This window comes from Pseudomonas sp. EA_15y_Pfl1_P101 (genome assembly GCF_963970835.1).
Taxonomy (GTDB): domain Bacteria; phylum Pseudomonadota; class Gammaproteobacteria; order Pseudomonadales; family Pseudomonadaceae; genus Aquipseudomonas; species Aquipseudomonas tritici.
On sequence record NZ_CAXAPA010000017.1, the window covers coordinates 1 to 16334 of the forward strand.

The 16334-nt window shown below is 60.1% G+C and carries 13 protein-coding genes and 4 pseudogenes; 3 read left to right on the forward strand and 14 right to left on the reverse strand.

Annotated elements, in window-relative coordinates; translation table 11 throughout:
* Positions 1 to 177: pseudogene (locus AACY36_RS23245) on the reverse strand (ribonucleotide-diphosphate reductase subunit beta); the annotation flags it as partial.
* Positions 178 to 960: 783 nt separating this feature from the next.
* Here AACY36_RS23245 and AACY36_RS23250 point away from each other — a divergent pair.
* The gene (locus AACY36_RS23250) at positions 961 to 2370 is read left to right on the forward strand and encodes a M10 family metallopeptidase C-terminal domain-containing protein (protein ID WP_339437094.1); all 1410 of its coding nucleotides are present in this window, start codon (positions 961 to 963) and stop codon (positions 2368 to 2370) included.
* A 1-nt stretch (position 2371) separates the two neighbouring features.
* On the opposite strand, the pseudogene AACY36_RS23255 reads toward AACY36_RS23250, so the two are convergent.
* The 5 genes and pseudogenes from AACY36_RS23255 to AACY36_RS23275 all read right to left on the reverse strand — a co-directional run.
* Positions 2372 to 2815, reverse strand: a pseudogene (locus AACY36_RS23255) (PLP-dependent aminotransferase family protein); the annotation flags it as partial.
* A 142-nt stretch (positions 2816 to 2957) separates the two neighbouring features.
* Entirely contained in the window at positions 2958 to 3377 is a 420-nt protein-coding gene (locus tag AACY36_RS23260) for a hypothetical protein (RefSeq protein ID WP_339418900.1), read from the reverse strand.
* Between the two features lie 2 nt (positions 3378 to 3379).
* Positions 3380 to 3988, reverse strand: coding sequence for a hypothetical protein (locus AACY36_RS23265; RefSeq protein WP_339497616.1), 609 nt, complete (start codon positions 3986 to 3988; stop codon positions 3380 to 3382).
* Positions 3989 to 3991: 3 nt separating this feature from the next.
* Positions 3992 to 6583, reverse strand: a pseudogene (locus AACY36_RS23270) (RHS repeat domain-containing protein); the annotation flags it as partial.
* A 134-nt stretch (positions 6584 to 6717) separates the two neighbouring features.
* Complete coding sequence (locus AACY36_RS23275; RefSeq protein ID WP_339419127.1) at positions 6718 to 7041, reverse strand: hypothetical protein; 324 nt, start codon at positions 7039 to 7041, stop codon at positions 6718 to 6720.
* On the opposite strand from AACY36_RS23275, the pseudogene AACY36_RS23280 reads away from it, so the two are divergent.
* Positions 7016 to 7311, forward strand: a pseudogene (locus AACY36_RS23280) (MFS transporter); the annotation flags it as partial. The gene AACY36_RS23275 and the pseudogene AACY36_RS23280 sit on opposite strands and share 26 nt — an antisense overlap.
* Positions 7312 to 7387: 76 nt before the next feature.
* Positions 7388 to 8254 (forward strand): pirin family protein, encoded by an 867-nt coding sequence (locus AACY36_RS23285; RefSeq protein WP_339418901.1) that lies wholly within the window; start codon positions 7388 to 7390, stop codon positions 8252 to 8254.
* A 133-nt stretch (positions 8255 to 8387) separates the two neighbouring features.
* Here AACY36_RS23285 and AACY36_RS23290 read toward each other — a convergent pair whose 3' ends face one another.
* The 8 genes from AACY36_RS23290 to AACY36_RS23325 all read right to left on the reverse strand — a co-directional run bounded on the left by AACY36_RS23290 (position 8388) and on the right by AACY36_RS23325 (position 16311).
* Positions 8388 to 9158, reverse strand: coding sequence for an SDR family NAD(P)-dependent oxidoreductase (locus tag AACY36_RS23290; protein ID WP_339418903.1), 771 nt, complete (start codon positions 9156 to 9158; stop codon positions 8388 to 8390).
* A gap of 29 nt (positions 9159 to 9187) precedes the next feature.
* Positions 9188 to 10246: an L-rhamnose/proton symporter RhaT gene (gene rhaT, locus AACY36_RS23295; protein ID WP_339418905.1), complete on the reverse strand. Its 1059-nt coding sequence runs from the start codon at positions 10244 to 10246 to the stop codon at positions 9188 to 9190.
* Between the two features lie 40 nt (positions 10247 to 10286).
* Positions 10287 to 10607 carry an L-rhamnose mutarotase gene (gene rhaM, locus AACY36_RS23300; protein ID WP_339418907.1) on the reverse strand — a complete coding sequence of 107 codons (321 nt, stop codon included), beginning with the start codon at positions 10605 to 10607 and terminating at the stop codon, positions 10287 to 10289.
* Positions 10607 to 11488 (reverse strand): amidohydrolase family protein, encoded by an 882-nt coding sequence (locus AACY36_RS23305; RefSeq protein WP_339428219.1) that lies wholly within the window; start codon positions 11486 to 11488, stop codon positions 10607 to 10609. Before AACY36_RS23305 ends, rhaM begins: the two co-directional genes overlap by 1 nt.
* Before the next feature lie 70 nt (positions 11489 to 11558).
* Entirely contained in the window at positions 11559 to 12992 is a 1434-nt protein-coding gene (gene aldA / locus AACY36_RS23310; protein WP_339418909.1) for an aldehyde dehydrogenase, read from the reverse strand.
* 11 nt (positions 12993 to 13003) lie between these two features.
* On the reverse strand, positions 13004 to 13804 hold the full coding sequence (locus tag AACY36_RS23315; protein ID WP_339418911.1) for an HpcH/HpaI aldolase family protein: 801 nt from the start codon (positions 13802 to 13804) through the stop codon (positions 13004 to 13006).
* A gap of 10 nt (positions 13805 to 13814) precedes the next feature.
* Entirely contained in the window at positions 13815 to 14999 is a 1185-nt protein-coding gene (gene rhmD / locus AACY36_RS23320; protein WP_339418913.1) for an L-rhamnonate dehydratase, read from the reverse strand.
* Positions 15000 to 15015: 16 nt separating this feature from the next.
* On the reverse strand, positions 15016 to 16311 hold the full coding sequence (locus tag AACY36_RS23325; protein WP_339497618.1) for an MFS transporter: 1296 nt from the start codon (positions 16309 to 16311) through the stop codon (positions 15016 to 15018).
* Positions 16312 to 16334: the final 23 nt, after the last annotated feature.

The following is a 16334-nucleotide window of genomic DNA, read 5'->3' on the forward strand; positions in this document are numbered from 1 at the left end:
CTTGGCGCGCACGATGGCGGCGGAGTCATTGGCGGTGACGGCGCGGGCTTCGATGGCGGCGGCAGCGCCGGCACCGTCGAGGCGGTCCATGTTGGCTTCGGTGGCGTGGCCGGCGTTGGCGCCTTTGATCACCGCTGCACCGGTGTCTTTGTTGTCGACTTCATCCCAACTCAGCATCGAAATATTCCTTTCAGATCGGGTTTGACGGCCCTTGGAGCCGCCAAAAAATAAGTAATTTGCAGGCTTCAGGCATTGAAATACTGCGCATAGTGTGGTCGATAAATACCGATACCGCACACTATGTAGTGGTCTGTTCTGTTTGTGGGCACACTATATGGTGTGTGGCTACGATGGTCAACGCGCAAGAGGGCAGCGAATGTCGCAGGGGCCATGGGCGAAATTCACAGCCCCCATGACTTTTAATGGTTGCGGCCGGCTTGCATCAAAAGCAAAAACCGAGGCGGCCTGCTAGCCGACCTGATCGATGAGGCGTACGCGTTTCCCTGTGGGGGCTTGCCTGCGAAGGCATCGACTCGGTGTGCCTGATGAACCCGGGCTTCTGCATCGCCGGCAAGCCAGCTTATACATTCGGACTGAGTAAGGCTTAGAGCGCCCGATTCAACCTCACAAACTGATCTCGATCTGCGCGCACCAGGTGTTCCATCTCGTGCAGGTCGCTCCAGAGTTTGTCGCGGTCGGCGCAGTCTAGCGATTGGCGACGCGGTTGCCTTGTGCCCTTTGTATTGCAGTGTATCGGGCGATAAGGCGCTACACGATGAAGCAAAATTGCGGGTTGGATACTCAGGGGAGCGCCAAGCTTTGCTCGACGTCCTACGCCATCCGGGAATAAAGCGATGGCTTCACTTGACCGGAATCGCTCGAACTTCCAGCTTCAACGCACATCCGGGTGTGTGCCCTGGATCGGAAGATCAGGCTTCATTGCCTGATAAGAGTGCATTCATGACAGTCGTTACTTCACGTGCGAGCAGCACATACCAGATGATTGAACAGTTTCAGCACCGAGATGACCGCGGTGGAGGCATCCAATACAACGGATTACCTTCAAAAACCCCTGAAGAGGCGATCGAGAGACTCTGGCGAGGGAGTGCCGGCTGGCCGGACAAGAATGGGAATGGTCATTATGACGTGACCTATGAATTCCGGGCCTCTGAAGTCAAGGATAAAAAGCCCCGTAAAATAGCTGGGTTCACGCCTGTCTTCGACCTCCAAAAACAACAGGTCCGACGCAGTTTGCGATCTATTTCCGACGTGGCAAACCTCACGTTTACCGAGGGACCGAAAACAGCAACCAGCGAAGGTCATCTGACCATCGGCAATTACACCCATTTGGCCAATAAGGTGGGCCAGCCCTACCCGCAGACTTATTTGCCAAACCCCAAGGACACGCGAAGCGGCGAAGTGTGGTTTGTCGATACAACGGAGGATCAAGCCGTTTCCCATGCCGTTCAAGGCGACGCAGGTCGCTTTACCGTCGTGCATGAGCTGGGCCATGCCTTGGGGCTGAGCCATCCCAGCCGATATGACGCCCGTTCCGGGCCAGCGAAGCCCGGGTATTTCGAGGACTCTGAAAGCCATACCAGCATGAGTTATTTTGGCGTAGGTAGAGGCTATATGGACCATGGCGATACCCGCGCGTCGGCGCCGCAACTGGACGATATCGGTGCCTATCAAAAGAAATACGGCGCCAACTACGAAACCCGCAAAGACGACACCACCTACGGTTTCAACGCCAATACGAACCGGGACTTCTTGAGCCTAAAGACCGACAAAGACAAGATGGTCGCTGCCATCTGGGACGGTGGCGGCAATGACACATTGGACTTTTCCGGCTATCAGCAGGACCAAAAGGTCAGCCTGGAACCAGGGACGTTCTCTGACGTCGGCGAGCTCAAGGGCAATGTCTCGATTGCCTACGGCGCAACCATCGAAAACGCCATCGGCGGCTCGGGCAATGATTTGCTGGTCGGCAACGCAGCGGCCAACACGCTTATGGGAAGGGATGGCGATGACCGCTTATCCGGCGCGGGCGGGGCAGATATCTTGTGGGGCGGCAAAGGCAATGACGTCTTTGTTTATGGGAAGACCAGTGAGTCCACCTGGGCTGCCCCGGACCAGATCATGGATTTCGTCAGCGGTGAGGACCGAGTGGACGTGTCCGGAATCACCACGACACTGGGTGACATGCCGCTGAAGTTCGTCAGTGCATTTTCTGGTGCCAGCGGTGAAGCGATGGTGACCTATGACCCGGCACCTCAGATAAGTACGTTGCGCATCAGCGCCAAGCCCGACGAGCCCGCCTTGGTCCTTATGGTCCACGGCAAATTGAAACAGAGCGACATCGTGAGTTGATTCAACTGACACCTCGCAACCGCGCCTCAAACACCTGCTGCACCCGTGGCTCATCACTGTGGGCCACATTGAAGCGCATCGAGTCGCGGTGCGCCGGGTCATAACCGAGCAGCGCGCCCGGCGCCAGCACCATGTCTTGTTTCAATGCCGCCTGGGTCAGCAACTCGCCATTGATCCCAGGCGGCAGGCGCGCCCAGATAAACATCCCGCCTTCGTAACCCATGGGCAATTCGCAGCCGCAACGCTTGAGCCATTGCTCGACCCGCCCACCGGCCTCGATCAAGCGCAGCACCATGCGCTTGCGGTGCTTGGCGTAGCTGCCTTCGCTGAGCATGCGGTACACGATCTGTTCGAACAGCTCCGAGGTCACGCCGCCGCTCATCAGCTTCATATTGGTCAGGTTGGCCGCCAATTGCGGCGCGGCCACGACGAAGCTGACGCGGGCGCCCTGCGCTGGGCAGCGAAGCAGCCCCAAAACAGCCAATGCCTATTTATCTGAAATACCCATTGCCTGGACTGGGGCCGCTTCGCGGCCCAGCACGAGCAAGTCACAAGCGGCGATGTTGTCTTGGAGAGTGGTGTTGGTTTTACCAAGTTGATGGGTCTTCGAGGCCGGCTTTTTCGAGGTCGTCCTTCCAGACCTCGTTGGCGAGTCGGTAGATGTCGACGAAGAAGCCTCGAGGATCGGCGATTTCGGTTTCGTCCCAAGCCATTTTTGAATACGCCTCTGGATCGTCCTCAAAGTAAGCGTGGAAGTTAAAGTTTTCAGTGTTTAACGCCTGAAGTAAGGTTTCTACTAGTCGGTACCTATGGCGATAGGAAAGCCTGTTGAAAGGATCTAAGCAGTACTCATGTATAAGCGCTTCTCTGTCTTTCTTTTCGTTTGGATTGAGGCGGGCGAGTGCTTTCCCTTTGGTTTCCTCCCTGTCATAAATATCAAAAACGCCTACGAAATAGTTCAAGCTGGCATCGAAAGGTATGTGCTCGGAGGAAGGGTGAAATAGCATTTTTATTCCTTAATTGGGAATAGAGTAAAAGGCGTTCCGCTTTCACGAAATTTCATTTCTGCGCCATTCATTGAAGGGTTGAAAGTTGGATTGTCAGGGTCTTTCTTGTTAGGTCTGTAGCCACGTCCAGCTCCTGGTAATTCTAAGCGCACAATATCGTTTGTCTTGTCGTCAATGTCAGTGTAGCGCGGCAGGCCTCGTTCAACCCGAGACGTAGCCTTTGTCCATGCCTGAAGTTGGAGCTTCCAGCTGTTAAATTGGGAACTTGGGACGCCTTTTTTATTTTGCGGAGTTATATCTGTTATTGGGTCTGTTCCATTGATCGAACGCCTTCTTATCTTGTGACTCTCTACCTCTGGGCCGTGCTTGCCAACCATGTGCATGTCGTACTCTGCTTCGTATTCCAGTACTCGACGTTTCGCATTTGCTTCGGTAAGTTCCTCAGTTCTCTTCTGTCTAGCTGTAAGCTGCGGCCCGGGAGTTTTTGGCTCACCGGAGTTGACTTTAACGGAGTCAAAAGGACTTTGGGCGTTATAGGATGGTTTGCATCCAGCGGTTCTTGGGCAAGAAGTTAATCCCAGAGGATCCACCCAGCCAGTAGGATTGGGCACTTACCGGTACGCATTGATCCCACCCGCCAGCTTCACCGGGTCCGGCGTCAGGTAACGACCAACATCCGGATTGTAGTAGCGATGGCGGTTGTAATGCAGCCCGCTTTCCGGGTCGAAGTATTGGCCTTGAAAGCGCAGCGGGTTGTCGACTTTTCCTATGTCCAGGCGGCTGATTTCGCCGTAGGCGCGGTAGTGCGCAGACCAGACGATTTCTCCGTTGGAGGCGGTGAGTTCCTGTGGGGTGCCGAGGTGGTCGAGTTGGTAGTGGTAGGGCTTGGTGTCTTTTGGGCCGAAGCCTTCCAGCAGCGCCAACGGGCGAAAGCTGTCGGGTTCGTAGAGGTAACTGCGGTGGCGGTCCGCGTGGTGTTCGGCGATGAGTTTGTCGCCTTGCCAGAAGAACTCGGTGGTTAGGCCGTCGATGGTTTTGCTGATGCGGCGGCCGAAGGGGTCGTAGCGGTAGCTGGCCGTTTTTCCATTGGGTTGCGTTATACCGATCAGGCGGTGCTGGCAGTCATAGCGGTATTCGGTGACGAGTTGGTGGCCTTTGCCTCGGCGTTCACGGATCAGATTGCCGAAGGCGTCGTAGTCGTAATGGCGATCACCTTGGATCATCAGACGGTTGCCGGCGACGATGTCCGGGCCGGGGCGGTCTTGCATGAGCAGGTTGCCCGCCGGGTCATGGCCGAAGTGTTCCTGCTCGCTTTGAGAGTGATCGGCCCGGGTCAGGCGGGCGAGGGGGTCGTAGTGGTAGTGGTGTTCGCCTTTGCGGGTGTCGTTCAGGCGGGTGAGGTTGCCGGCTTTGTCGTAGTCGTAGTGGCGTTGGTAAAGGTGGTGTTCCTGTTGGGTAACGGCGTGGGCGTGCAGGCGTTGCTGGTCGTCGTAGTGGTAGTGGCTGATTAGGTGGCCTTGTTGGCGTTGGTGTTCCTGGCCGGCTTTGAATAAGTGTGAGGTCAGGACCGCACCATTCAGTTCAACTGTGGAAAGGTGTCCGCCTTTGTCGTGGTTGAAGGTGAGGCGGTTGTTATCCGGCAGGCGCAGTTTTTGAAGTTGGCCGCAGGCGTCGTAGCCATAGCGCAGAGTGCCCCAGCCTTGGTGTTCGGCGGTGAGGCGGTGTTGCGGATCGTATTCGTAGGCCAAGGCCCAGTGGCCGTCGTCGACGCTGAGGAGGTTGCCTTGGCGGTCGTAGGCGTAATCGACGATGTTACCGTCGGGCAGGGTTTTTCTGACGAGGCGTCCGGCATGGTCGCGCTCGTAGCGGGTGACTAGCTGACTGCCATCGTCGCCATATTCGGTCTTTTCTTGCAGGTTGCCGTTGAGGTCGTAAACGTAAGCCGTGCGCTGCCCGTCAAATCCGATTTCCTGTTGGATCAGGCCGTTGCTGTGGTACTGGAGCCGTTAGGTTTCGCCGACTTCGTTTTCGATCTCGGTCAGCAGTAGCCTGGCGTTGTCGTAACGCTGTTCCACCTTGTCCCTAACCATCGGCACCGGATTGGAAACCACCTGATCCCCAACCTTCAGCGGCACATCCGGAATCACCCTGATCGGCGTCGCCGGCCCCCCCAGCAGAATCGGTTTGGCCGCTTCGATATGCGGCTCCAACCGAGGCCCCACCAGTTGATCCGCCAACATCTCAAGCAACTTGCGCGCTCTACCCGACTTGATTTGACTCAGCACCTGCACACCCAGGCGCACGGCCACACCCATGGCGCCCGCGACCCTCAACAGCAGCAGATTGATCAACACTTCGCCGGTGATTTCCCCCATCACCTCGTTCATCTCTGGTGGCGGCAACATCCGTACCCAGCTGGAGGTCGCCGCCAGATAGATGAACAACAGCGGTTCATCACTGAGTACGAGCAAACCCTTGGCAATTGATTCACTGCCCAGTTTCAGCAGCTCATCAAGCTCGGCCTCAGAGACGTATTGAAGCAACTTTTCGCTGTTAGGCTTGATGTCTGCCAGTAGGTCGTACAGCTGTGTGATGTTGTGCCACAGGCTGTAAAGCGCCTTGCCCATCCCATGTAGAAATGCCTTCTCCAGCATCCTGCGCTGATCAAGCGGGTTAGCGTCTGTGTAGTCCTTCCACTGGGCTTGGAAGGTGCTTTTCCACTCGTTGCGCAGGCGAACGTCCAATGCATCAATCACCGCCTGATAAGACGCATACAGCGCCCTGACGTGATCTTTGGAAACGTTGGGATAGAAGCAGACCCGGTACTGCTGGTTGCGATCACACTCGTTGATTTCGAGAATGCCGCTTGGGCCAATCGTTTTGTGGAGCGGTTCGCCCAGTGGGCCGCCGTTGGGATCGACGCGTTGCAGCATCACCGGCGTGTTGCCGATGGGCACGAATTGCGTGCTTTGAAACATGTGCACCAGGGTTAACGTGCCGTTGGCCTGGCAGGTGGCGGTGGTGGCACTGGGATAAAGAGAACGGTTGATCGGCGCGACCAGCGCCACCTCATCCCCGACCTTGAACACCTGCTCGATATCCAGCGCGGAAAAGCTCCAGACGCTCGACGCCCAGTCATCAAACGTGTTCAGGCATTCACGGAAATCGCGAAAGACGGCCTCGACATCGACCGTCTTCACATCCATTGGCGTCAGGGCCAGCCTGCCAATGGCCGGGTTCAAGAAACAGCTCCAACAACAGAAAAGTCCATCTGCAATCCCTCGCACTGTGTATTCAGGCGAGGGACTTTGCGGACCTTTTCAGGGGTGGGGAGTAGAGCTTATCCGGCAGTTATGTGGGGAATTTCGGCAGCTTTCGTCTTCTCTCGCCCCTGCACCAAACCGAACGGCTGGTTGAACAGCAGCAAAGTCGGCACCGCACCGATCAAACCCAGCGGCGAGGTAGCGAAGACCATGAACATCACGCCGAATGAACGCACCTGAAACATGATCACGCCGAGCATCACTGCCGGGTCGCCCTGGTGGCGAATGCGGTAGCGGGGCGGGTCTTCATAGCCACGGCTTAGGGTGGCCATATCGGCGATGCGCAACACGCGGTCATTGACCTCCAGCGGTACGGGCTTGAGCCACCTTGAATACGGCATCAATGTCGGCCTGATCGTGTCGATGCTGATCGTGGGTTCCACCGACACCCGGCGCAACATCATGCGTCTGGGGCCGCAGCGGGTTTGGCTGCTGGCTTGATGGGGTTTGCGCAGATGTTCGGTGCGACCTGCAGCGGGGTGTTGTTGAGCCAATTGCGCGATGGCAGTGCCGCGCCGATGATCATTATCCAGGCCTGCTTTGCGGTGGCGGCATTCATCGCGTTTCACCTGCTGCGACAGCGCCAGGCCAAGGGATTGTCCTATACATAGGACGAATAAGGTCGCTTTTGCCGGCTAGTCCTCAAGCGTTGGCAGACTTATGGTGTCTTCACTTTGGAGGCACACCATGAAAAAACTTATCGGCATCTACACCAGCCCCCGCGCCCATTGGGTTGGCGACGGCTTTCCGGTGCGCACGCTGTTTTCCTACGACACTATGGGCAAGCACATCAGTCCATTCCTGTTGCTGGACCACGCCGGCCCGGCTGATTTCACCCCGACTGAACAACGTCGCGGCGTCGGCCAACACCCTCATCGCGGTTTTGAAACCGTGACTATCGTCTACGACGGTGAGGTCGAACACCGCGATTCCACCGGCGCCGGCGGCAAAATCGGCCCGGGCGATGTGCAATGGATGACCGCCGCCAAAGGCATTCTCCACGAGGAGTTCCACTCCGAAGCCTTCGCCCGCAGCGGCGGGGCGCTGGAGATGGTGCAACTGTGGGTCAACCTGCCGGCCAAGGACAAAATGGCCGACGCCGGTTATCAGACTATCGTCGACGGCGACATCCCGGTATTGCCACTGGCCAACGACGCCGGGCAACTGCGTCTGATTGCCGGTGAATTCGCCGGCAGCCATGGCCCGGCCCGCACCTTCACGCCGATAGACGTGTGGGACGTGCGCCTCAACGCCGGCAAGCCAGTCACCCTGGACCTGCATGAAGGACGCAACACCGCACTGGTAATCCTGCGCGGCACGGTGCTGGTCAATGGCAAGGAGGTTGCGCGCCACGGGCAATTGGCGTTGTTCGAGCGCGATGGCAGCCAACTCACCCTGGAGGCAAGCGACGACGCCAAGGTTTTGCTGCTGAGTGGCGAGCCTATCGACGAGCCGATCGTGGGCCATGGGCCATTTGTGATGAATACCGAGCAAGAGATTCATCAGGCGTTTGCTGATTTCCACGCGGGCAAGTTCGGGCAGATGCACGCTTAGGGAGCGACCACAGTTCTAATGTGCGGGCTTGCTCGCGAATGCGGTGGTTCAGGCATGAATCTGGTGACTGACACACTGCATTCGCGAGCAAGCCCGCCCCCACATTGGAACTGTGGTCTTTGGAAGAGACGGGTTACTGCAAGTTAACGAACAGCCCGCCATCCACCAGCAACGACGCGCCGGTCACATAGCGTGCCATGTCCGAGGCCAGGAAGACGATCGGCCCCGCCACATCATCCGGCTCGCCGAGTCGACCCAGCGGCGTGCGCGAGGTCATGTAGGCGAGTTTTTCCTCATCCGCGAGATCCTCCTTGTTGATGTCGGTGGCGATGGTCCCCGGCAGTACCGAGTTGCAGCGAATGCCATGAGGCCCCAGGGCAATCGCACAGGACTGCATCAGCGAATGCAGCCCAGCCTTGGTCGGCGTGTAGTGGGTTTGCATGCCACCGCCGACCAGGGCGCTGATCGAGCTGACGGCAATGATCGCGCCGCCGCGCCCCTGGTTTTTCATCTGGTTGGCCGCCGCCTGTACGGCGAAGTAGGCGCCGTTGAGGTTGGTGTTGACGGTTTGCAGGTACACCTCACGGGGCATGTCGAGGAACGAGTGGAACGGGCAGATGCCGGCGTTATTGACGAACACGTCGACGCTGCCGAAGGCCTTGACTGCGCCCGCCACCAGTTTGTCGCCGGTGTCCGGGTCCGCAGCGTCGCCGCCCACTTCGATGGCTTCACCCCCAAACGCCTGTATCTCTTCAATCAACGAATAGGCCGCTTCCGTGCCTTGACCACTGCCGCTGTGGCCGATGACCACACGGGCACCTTGGCGTGCACATTCACGGGCGGCGGCGCGGCCGATGCCACGGGAGGCGCCGGTGATGATCACGGTTTTGTCTGCAAGCAACATAAAAACACTCCTTCAAAAATGGGGTGGTGTCAGCCGAGGAAATTGCCGTAGCCGACCATGGCAATCGCGCCGAGGATCACCGCGATACCCGCTACCAAAACGCCCTTGTTGGCGACGCTGGTGCCGTGCCATTCGCGGAAATACAAGCCCCAGCAGTTGGACACGATGATGATGAACGACATGTGCAGTACCCAGGAGCTGGCGTCGTTCTGCAGGCGGCTTTCGCCCATGCCGTAGAAGAAAAACTGCAAGAACCACAGGGTGCCGGCGATGGCCACTAACAAGTAGTTGCCCAGCAACGGGGTGCTACGGTCGGTGTAGTTATGAAAGGTACGGTTGCGCCAGTTCAGCCACAGGCACCAGATGCCGTTCGTGGTCAGTCCGCCCCACATGATCACCATAAAGGTCACGTTGTTCTGGAACAGGCTGTTGGCGCCGTGTTCTACCGCTGCGGCGGCCAGCGGGCGGCCGGCAGAAATGCCGTAGCTGAAACACGCACTCAGCACCCCGGAAATCACCGCCACCAGCATGCCCTTGCCCAGCGCGAACTCGCTGACACTGGCGAACTTCACCGCCTGCGACACTTCGCGTTCCTTGATCAGCCCGGCCTTGCCGCACACCGCAATACCCACCAACGACACCGCCACGCCCCACAACACCCAATGCCCACCTTGAGAGGCCAGCATCGAGGTCAGCGTGCCTTCGGTTTCAGTGGTGAACAGGTCGCGGTACAGCGCCGGCATCAAGGCGCCGAGGGCCGAGGTGAGGCCCATGATCAGCGACATGCCGAGGGACAAGCCGAGGTAGCGCATGCTCAAGCCGAACGTCAGCCCGCCGATGCCCCACAACACGCCGAACAGGTAGGTCCAGAGCAGGGTGCTGGTGTCGGCGTTGCGCAGGATTTCCACCCAGCCGGGCACCGTCAGTTGCGCCGCGATCAGCGGCACGATCAGCCAGGACACCAGGCCGCCGGTGATCCAATAACTTTCCCAGGCCCAGCCGCGGACCTTCTTGTAAGGGATGTAGAAACTGCCGGAAGCGAAGCCGCCGATGAAGTGCAGAATCACACCAAGGAGAATGATTTCCACGTCGTCGAATCCTTTTTATTGTTGTTGTGGGTCAGTTGGATCAGGGGCGCGTCAGTTTGAACATCGGCAGCAGGTCGACACTGACCGGCGAGGCATCCGCATGGCTGTGCATGATGTCTTGCATGTAGTTCCACCAGCGTTGCATCAGTGCGGTGCCAGGCAGTTCATCCAAACCATGGGCGTCTTCGTGGGTCAGCGTGGCGAACAGTGCGTTGGCGGGCTCATCGAGGAAAATCCGATAATCCACCACGCCGGCCTCCAGCAGCGCCTGGGCGAGTTCCGGCCAGATCTCATCGTGACGTCGGCGGTACTCGGCGGCCTGGCCCGGGTTGAGGTTCATGCGAAAGGCACGTGTCTGCATCACTGCGCTCCAGGGTGAGGGGCGGGGCTGTAGACCCGTACCGCGTTGTGCACGAAGAACTTGGCTTGCACGGTCTCGGATTTGTCGGCCATGCAGCGTTTGACGAGCCCGAGGGTGGTGGCGAAATCTGCCAGATGATCACTGTTGGGCCAGTCGCTGCCGAAGAAGCAACGGTCTTCGCCAAAGGCTTCCCAGAGCACGGCCAGGCGGTCGTTGTAGAACGCTGTGTCGGTGATCACGCCGTGCGGCCCGAGCTGGGGGATTTCTGCCAGTTTGGCGAACACATTCGGGCGCTCTGCCAGGCGCAACAGGTCCGCGTGATACGCCGCTTCTTCACCCGCCGGCACCTGGGCATTAGGCAGGTGATCGACGACAATGCGCAGCGCTGGCAGGGCATCGCTCAACGTCAGCAGGCCCTTGATCAGGCGCGGGTTCGGGTTGGCGCTGTCCAGGCTGCGGCCCGTGGCGGCGAGCTGGCGCAGGCCGTCGATAAACCCTGGGCGTGTCTGGTCCAGCAACAGGTCGCGGTCCCACAGGTTGCCGTAGCGCAGGCCAAGGAACAGCGGCTCATCCGCGAGGGCATCAAGGTCGGCGGCAAAGCGTGCGTGCAGCGGGTCCAGGTTGCCCACAAAGCCGAGCATGCGCGGATCGCTGCGCAGGGTGTCGAGCAGCCAGCGGTTATCGTCGCGCCAGGGGCTGGCTTCCACGGCAATTGCGCCGACCACGTTGTGTGGCTCGGCCAGGGCCCAGTAATCCGCTGGCAGGTGCGCGGCATACAACCGGTTGCCCGGCTCGGGCCATGGAATGCCCTGGGGCCGACGCGGGTCGAACAGGTGCAAATGGCTGTCGATGATCGGGCCGCTATAGTCGGTCAGGGGCATGACGCTGTCCTTATCAGAAGCAAATTCGAAGGGGCCAGCACGCTAGCGTGCCTGGCCCGGTTTAACCCGCTCAGCTCTGCAGGTACACCACGTGCGTGTGGGTGTACTCGTAAAGGCCGTGCTTGCCGTCGGCGCCGCCGATGCCGGATTTGCGCACGCCGGCGTGGAAACCTTGCATGGCCTCGAAGTTCTCGCGGTTGACGTAGGTTTCGCCAAAGTCGATCTCGCGCACCGCGTGCATGGCCTTGCCCAGGTTGCGGGTGTAGATCGACGAGGTCAGGCCGTAATCGCAGTCATTGGCCAGTGCGATGGCTTCGTCGAGGTCGTCGACAATCTGGATCGGCAGTACCGGGCCGAAGATCTCTTCGCGCATGATCTCCATGTCGGCGCGGCACCCGGCCAATACCGTCGGCTCGAAGTGAAAACCCGCCCCCAGGTCGGCGATCTGCCCGCCACTGACCAAGCTCGCGCCCTGGCTCAACGCGGTGCGCACCTTGCGGTTGACGCTGTCCAGGCCCTGGCGATTGATCAGCGGGCCCATTTCCACGTCTGCCCTGGCGATGGGGTCGCCGTAGCGGGTGGCGGACATGGCTGCGCTGATGCGCTCGATGAATTGATCAGCGACCTTGCGCTCCACGTACACGCGCTCGGCGCAGTTGCACACTTGGCCGGTGTTGATGATGCGCGAGTCACGGATGGCTTTCACCGCCAGGTCCAGGTCGGCGTCCGCCAGCACGATGGCCGGGGCCTTGCCGCCCAGTTCCAGGTTGAGCTTGGTGATGTTCGGGGCGGCGGCGGTCATGATCCGCGCACCGGTGGCCACGCTACCGGTGAAGCTGATCATGTCTACGCCCTTGTGCGCCGTGAGTGCGCCGCCGACCTGGCCGTCGCCGCAGACCACGTTGAACACACCGGCGGGCAGGTCGGTCTCGGCGACGAGCTTGGCGAATTCAAAGCAGTTGTTCGGGGTTTCTTCGCTGGGCTTGATCACGATGGTGTTGCCGGTAAGCAGTGCCGGCGCCATTTTGCGCGCGATCAAGAAGAACGGAAAATTCCACGGCAGGATGCCGGCCACCACGCCCAACGGCTTGCGGAACAGGAAGATATTTTCGTTCTGGCGGTCGCTGGTGATGATCTCGCCTTCGATGCGCCGCGCCCACTCGGCCATGTAGTCGAGGTAATCGGCGGTGAAGTTCACTTCCACCTCCGCCAAGCCACTGACTTTGCCTTGTTCCAGGGTAATGGTGCGCGCCAGGTGCGCAACGTTCTCACGCAGTTTGGCGGCGATGCGCCGCAGGTGCCCGGCGCGTTCAATGGCGGGTTTACGCGCCCAGGCCTTTTGCGCCTGGCGCGCGGCGGCCAGGGCCTGGTCGACATCGGCAGCGGTGGACGCCGGCACCTTGGACAGCAGCGCGCCGGTGGCCGGGTTGAGCACGTCAATGTGCGCTTCGCTGGGGGTGAAGCGGCCGTTGATGAAGTTCTGGTAAACGGGAACGGATGGCATGGGCAGGTTCCTCAGTAAGTGCGCGAAGGCGCTTGTGGGTCGGCAGCTGGGCGATAGCGGGCGAGGGTGGCCAGGGCGCTCTGGCGCAGCAGGCTGATGTCGATGGCCACTGCGATAAAGCGGCAGCCCCAGGCTTGGTAGCGGCGTGCGTCGTCTTCGTTGGGCGCCAGGATACCGCTGACCTTGCCGGCGGCGAGGGTGGCGTCGATGGCGTGTTTGATGCGCTCCTGCACCTCGGGGTGGCCGGGGTTGCCGGCATGGCCGAGGCCGATGGACAAGTCGGCGGGGCCGATGAACACCGCGTCAACACCTTCCACGGCGGCGATCGCAGCGACGTTTTCCACGCCAAGGCGCGATTCCACCTGCACGATCAGGCACAGCTGTTCATGGGCGGTGTTCAGGTAGTTGTCCACGCCGTCCCAGCGTGTGGCGCGGGTCAAACCGCCGCCGACGCCACGAATACCATGGGGCGGATAACGCATGGCACGCACCAGGGCCTGGGCCTGCTCGGCGGTTTCGACCATGGGGATCATCAAGGTCTGGGCGCCGACGTCGAGCAGTTGCTTGATCAGGCTGGCGTCACCGTTGACGGCACGCACCACGGGCGCCGTGGTGTACGGCGCGACCGTCTGCAACTGGTTGAGCACACTGGGCACAGTGTTGGGCGCATGTTCACCGTCGATCAGCATCCAGTCGTAACCCAGGCTGGCGACGATCTCGGCGGCGTAGCCGGTGGCGAAACCGGCCCAGATGCCATAGTGGGTGGCGTCCTTGGCGAGGGCGGCCTTGAAGCCATTGCGGGGCATGTGCATGGCGCTTTCCTCAGCGGTTGTAGGGACGGTGCAGTTGGCAATCGGGGTTCAGGTCCACGCCGAAGCCGGGCTTGTCCAGTACCGACAAGCGCATGCGGCCATTCACCGGCACCGGTTCGCCCAACAATTGCGGGTGGAACATCGGCACCACTTCATCCGCCTTGGGCGCCATCATCAGGAACTCGGCGAATGGGCTGTTATGGCGGGTGGCGACAAAGTGGTAGCTGTACACCGACGAACCGTGTGGCACGACCATTGCGTTATGCGCGTCGGCCAGCGCCGAGATTTTCACCAGCTCAGTGAGGCCGCCACACCAGCCGACGTCGGGCTGGATGATGTCGCAGCAGCCCATCTCCAGCAGCATGCGAAAGCCCCAGCGGGTGGCTTCGTGTTCGCCGGTGGTGACCAACATGCCTTTGGGCACGTTATTGCGCAGGGCCGCATAGCCCCAGTAGTCGTCAGGGGACAGTGCTTCTTCGATCCACTTCAAGCCATGTTCATGGGCGCCAATCGCCAGCTTGGTGGCGTAGTTAACATCCAGGCTCATCCAGCAGTCGAGCATCAGCCAGAAGTCCGGCCCGACCCGTTCGCGCATGGCCGCCAGGGCTTCGAGGTTCTTGCGCAGGCCGTCTTCGCCTTCGCTGGGGCTGTGATGCAGGGGCATCTTGCCACCGATAAAGCCCATCTTCTGCGCGAGGTCCGGGCGCGCGCCGGTGGCGTAGAACTGCAACTCGTCACGCACCGCGCCACCGAGCAATTGGTGCACCGGTTCCTGACGGATTTTGCCGAGCAAGTCCCACAGCGCCAGGTCGACGCCGGAAATCGTGTTGATCACCAGGCCCTTGCGGCCGTAATACAGGGTGGACTGGTACATCTGGTCCCAGATTTTCTCGATGTCGGTGACGCGGGCGCCTTCGATGAAGCGCGCCAAGTGTTTCTCGACGATGTAGGCGGCCGGTTCACCGCCGGTGGTCACCGCGAAACCAACGGTGCCGTCACTGGCTTCGATTTCCACCACCAGGGTGCCGAGTACGTTGATGCCGAAGCTGCGGCGACTCTGGCGGTACTCGGGGTACTTGCTCATTGGGGTGGAAATATGGTCGTCGATCCAGTGCCCATCGGCCTGGTCGTGGTAATCGGCGCCGCCGCCTCGCAGTACAAAGGCGCGGACGTGTTTGATGGTGAGATGACCCATGGTGTGACTCCTGGCGTTAAACAGTGGCCGGCGTTTTCGACGCGGTGCGGCCGGGTGAATGGATGCCCAGCACCAGCAATGCAGCCAGTACCGTGGTGGCGGACAGCAGGTACAAACCGGCTGCTGGGGAATTGAAGGCGCCTTCAGCCCAGTGCTTGATCACCGGGGCGATAAAACCACCGAGGGCACCGAAGGAATTGATCAGCGCAATGCCGGCTGCGGCGGCGCTGCCGGCCAGGTAGCTGGAGGGGAAGGTCCAGAACACCGGTTGCACCGCGATAAAACCGGAGGCGGCGAAACACAGCGCGAGCATGCCCAGCAGCGGGTTGGCGAAGGTCACCGAGCAAGCGATGCCGGCGGCGGCCATCAGCAGGGTCAGGCACGCGGTCTGCCGGCGCAGGCCGGTACGGTCGCAATAGCTGGGGATCCACCAGGCGGCGAACAACGCGAACAGCCAAGGGATGGCCGAGACCAGCCCGACCATCAACCCCATCTTGGTGCCGAGCAGGCCGCCGACCTGGGTCGGCAGGTAAAACACGACGCCGTACACGCTGGCCTGGATCAGCAGGTACACCAGGCACAGGTACAGCACCGAGGGTTGGCACAGTACGGTCAGCAGGCTGCGGCCGTGGGAGGTTTTGTGTTGGTCTTCGCTGTCCAGCAGGCTTTGGATCTGCTGGCGTTCATCCATGGTCAGCCACGTGGCATCGGCGGGGCGATTGTCCAGGTACCAGTACGCCCAGATGCCCACTGCCGTTGCCATCAGGCCTTCGACCGCGAACAGCCATTGCCAGCCGTGAATCCCAGCGAGGCCGTCCATTTCCAGCAGCAGACCGGACAACGGGCTGCCGAAGATGAAGGCCAAAGGCGCGCCAAAGTAGAAGAAGCCCATGGCCTTGCCGCGCACGGCCTGTGGGAACCAGTAGGTGAGGTAGAGGATCACGCCGGGGAAGAATCCGGCTTCGGCCACACCGAGTAAAAAGCGCAGCACATAAAAGCTGGTTTCGTTATGGGCAAATACCATGGCCGCGGAAACCAGGCCCCAACTGACCATGATGCGGCACATCCACAGACGGGCGCCGACACGGTGCAGGATCAGGTTGCTCGGTACTTCCAGCAGCGCATAGCCAACGAAGAACACACCCGCGCCAAATGCGAAGGCGGCGTCGCTCAAACCGGTGTCGGCTTGAAAGGCTTGTTTGGCAAACCCGACGTTGGCGCGGTCGAGAAAGGCCATGATGTACATCAACAGCAGGAAAGGCAGCAGCCGCCAGGAAATCTTGGCGAGCAGGGGCGTAGGCAGGGTTTTCATAGTGGCGTCCGATGTTTTGTTCT

Bases quoted from the DNA above. Each gene is read 5' to 3' on its own strand.
- AACY36_RS23305 (WP_339428219.1), bottom strand. From the start codon at position 11,488: ATGCCCCTGACCGACTATAGCGGCCCGATCATCGACAGCCATTTGCAC.
- AACY36_RS23325 (WP_339497618.1), bottom strand. From the start codon at position 16,311: ATGAAAACCCTGCCTACGCCCCTGCTCGCCAAGATTTCCTGGCGGCTG.
- aldA (WP_339418909.1), bottom strand. From the start codon at position 12,992: ATGCCATCCGTTCCCGTTTACCAGAACTTCATCAACGGCCGCTTCACC.
- AACY36_RS23315 (WP_339418911.1), bottom strand. From the start codon at position 13,804: ATGCACATGCCCCGCAATGGCTTCAAGGCCGCCCTCGCCAAGGACGCC.
- AACY36_RS23250 (WP_339437094.1), top strand. From the start codon at position 961: ATGACAGTCGTTACTTCACGTGCGAGCAGCACATACCAGATGATTGAA.
- AACY36_RS23285 (WP_339418901.1), top strand. From the start codon at position 7,388: ATGAAAAAACTTATCGGCATCTACACCAGCCCCCGCGCCCATTGGGTT.
- AACY36_RS23290 (WP_339418903.1), bottom strand. From the start codon at position 9,158: ATGTTGCTTGCAGACAAAACCGTGATCATCACCGGCGCCTCCCGTGGC.
- AACY36_RS23260 (WP_339418900.1), bottom strand. From the start codon at position 3,377: ATGCTATTTCACCCTTCCTCCGAGCACATACCTTTCGATGCCAGCTTG.
- rhaM (WP_339418907.1), bottom strand. From the start codon at position 10,607: ATGCAGACACGTGCCTTTCGCATGAACCTCAACCCGGGCCAGGCCGCC.
- rhmD (WP_339418913.1), bottom strand. From the start codon at position 14,999: ATGGGTCATCTCACCATCAAACACGTCCGCGCCTTTGTACTGCGAGGC.
- AACY36_RS23275 (WP_339419127.1), bottom strand. From the start codon at position 7,041: ATGCCGTATTCAAGGTGGCTCAAGCCCGTACCGCTGGAGGTCAATGAC.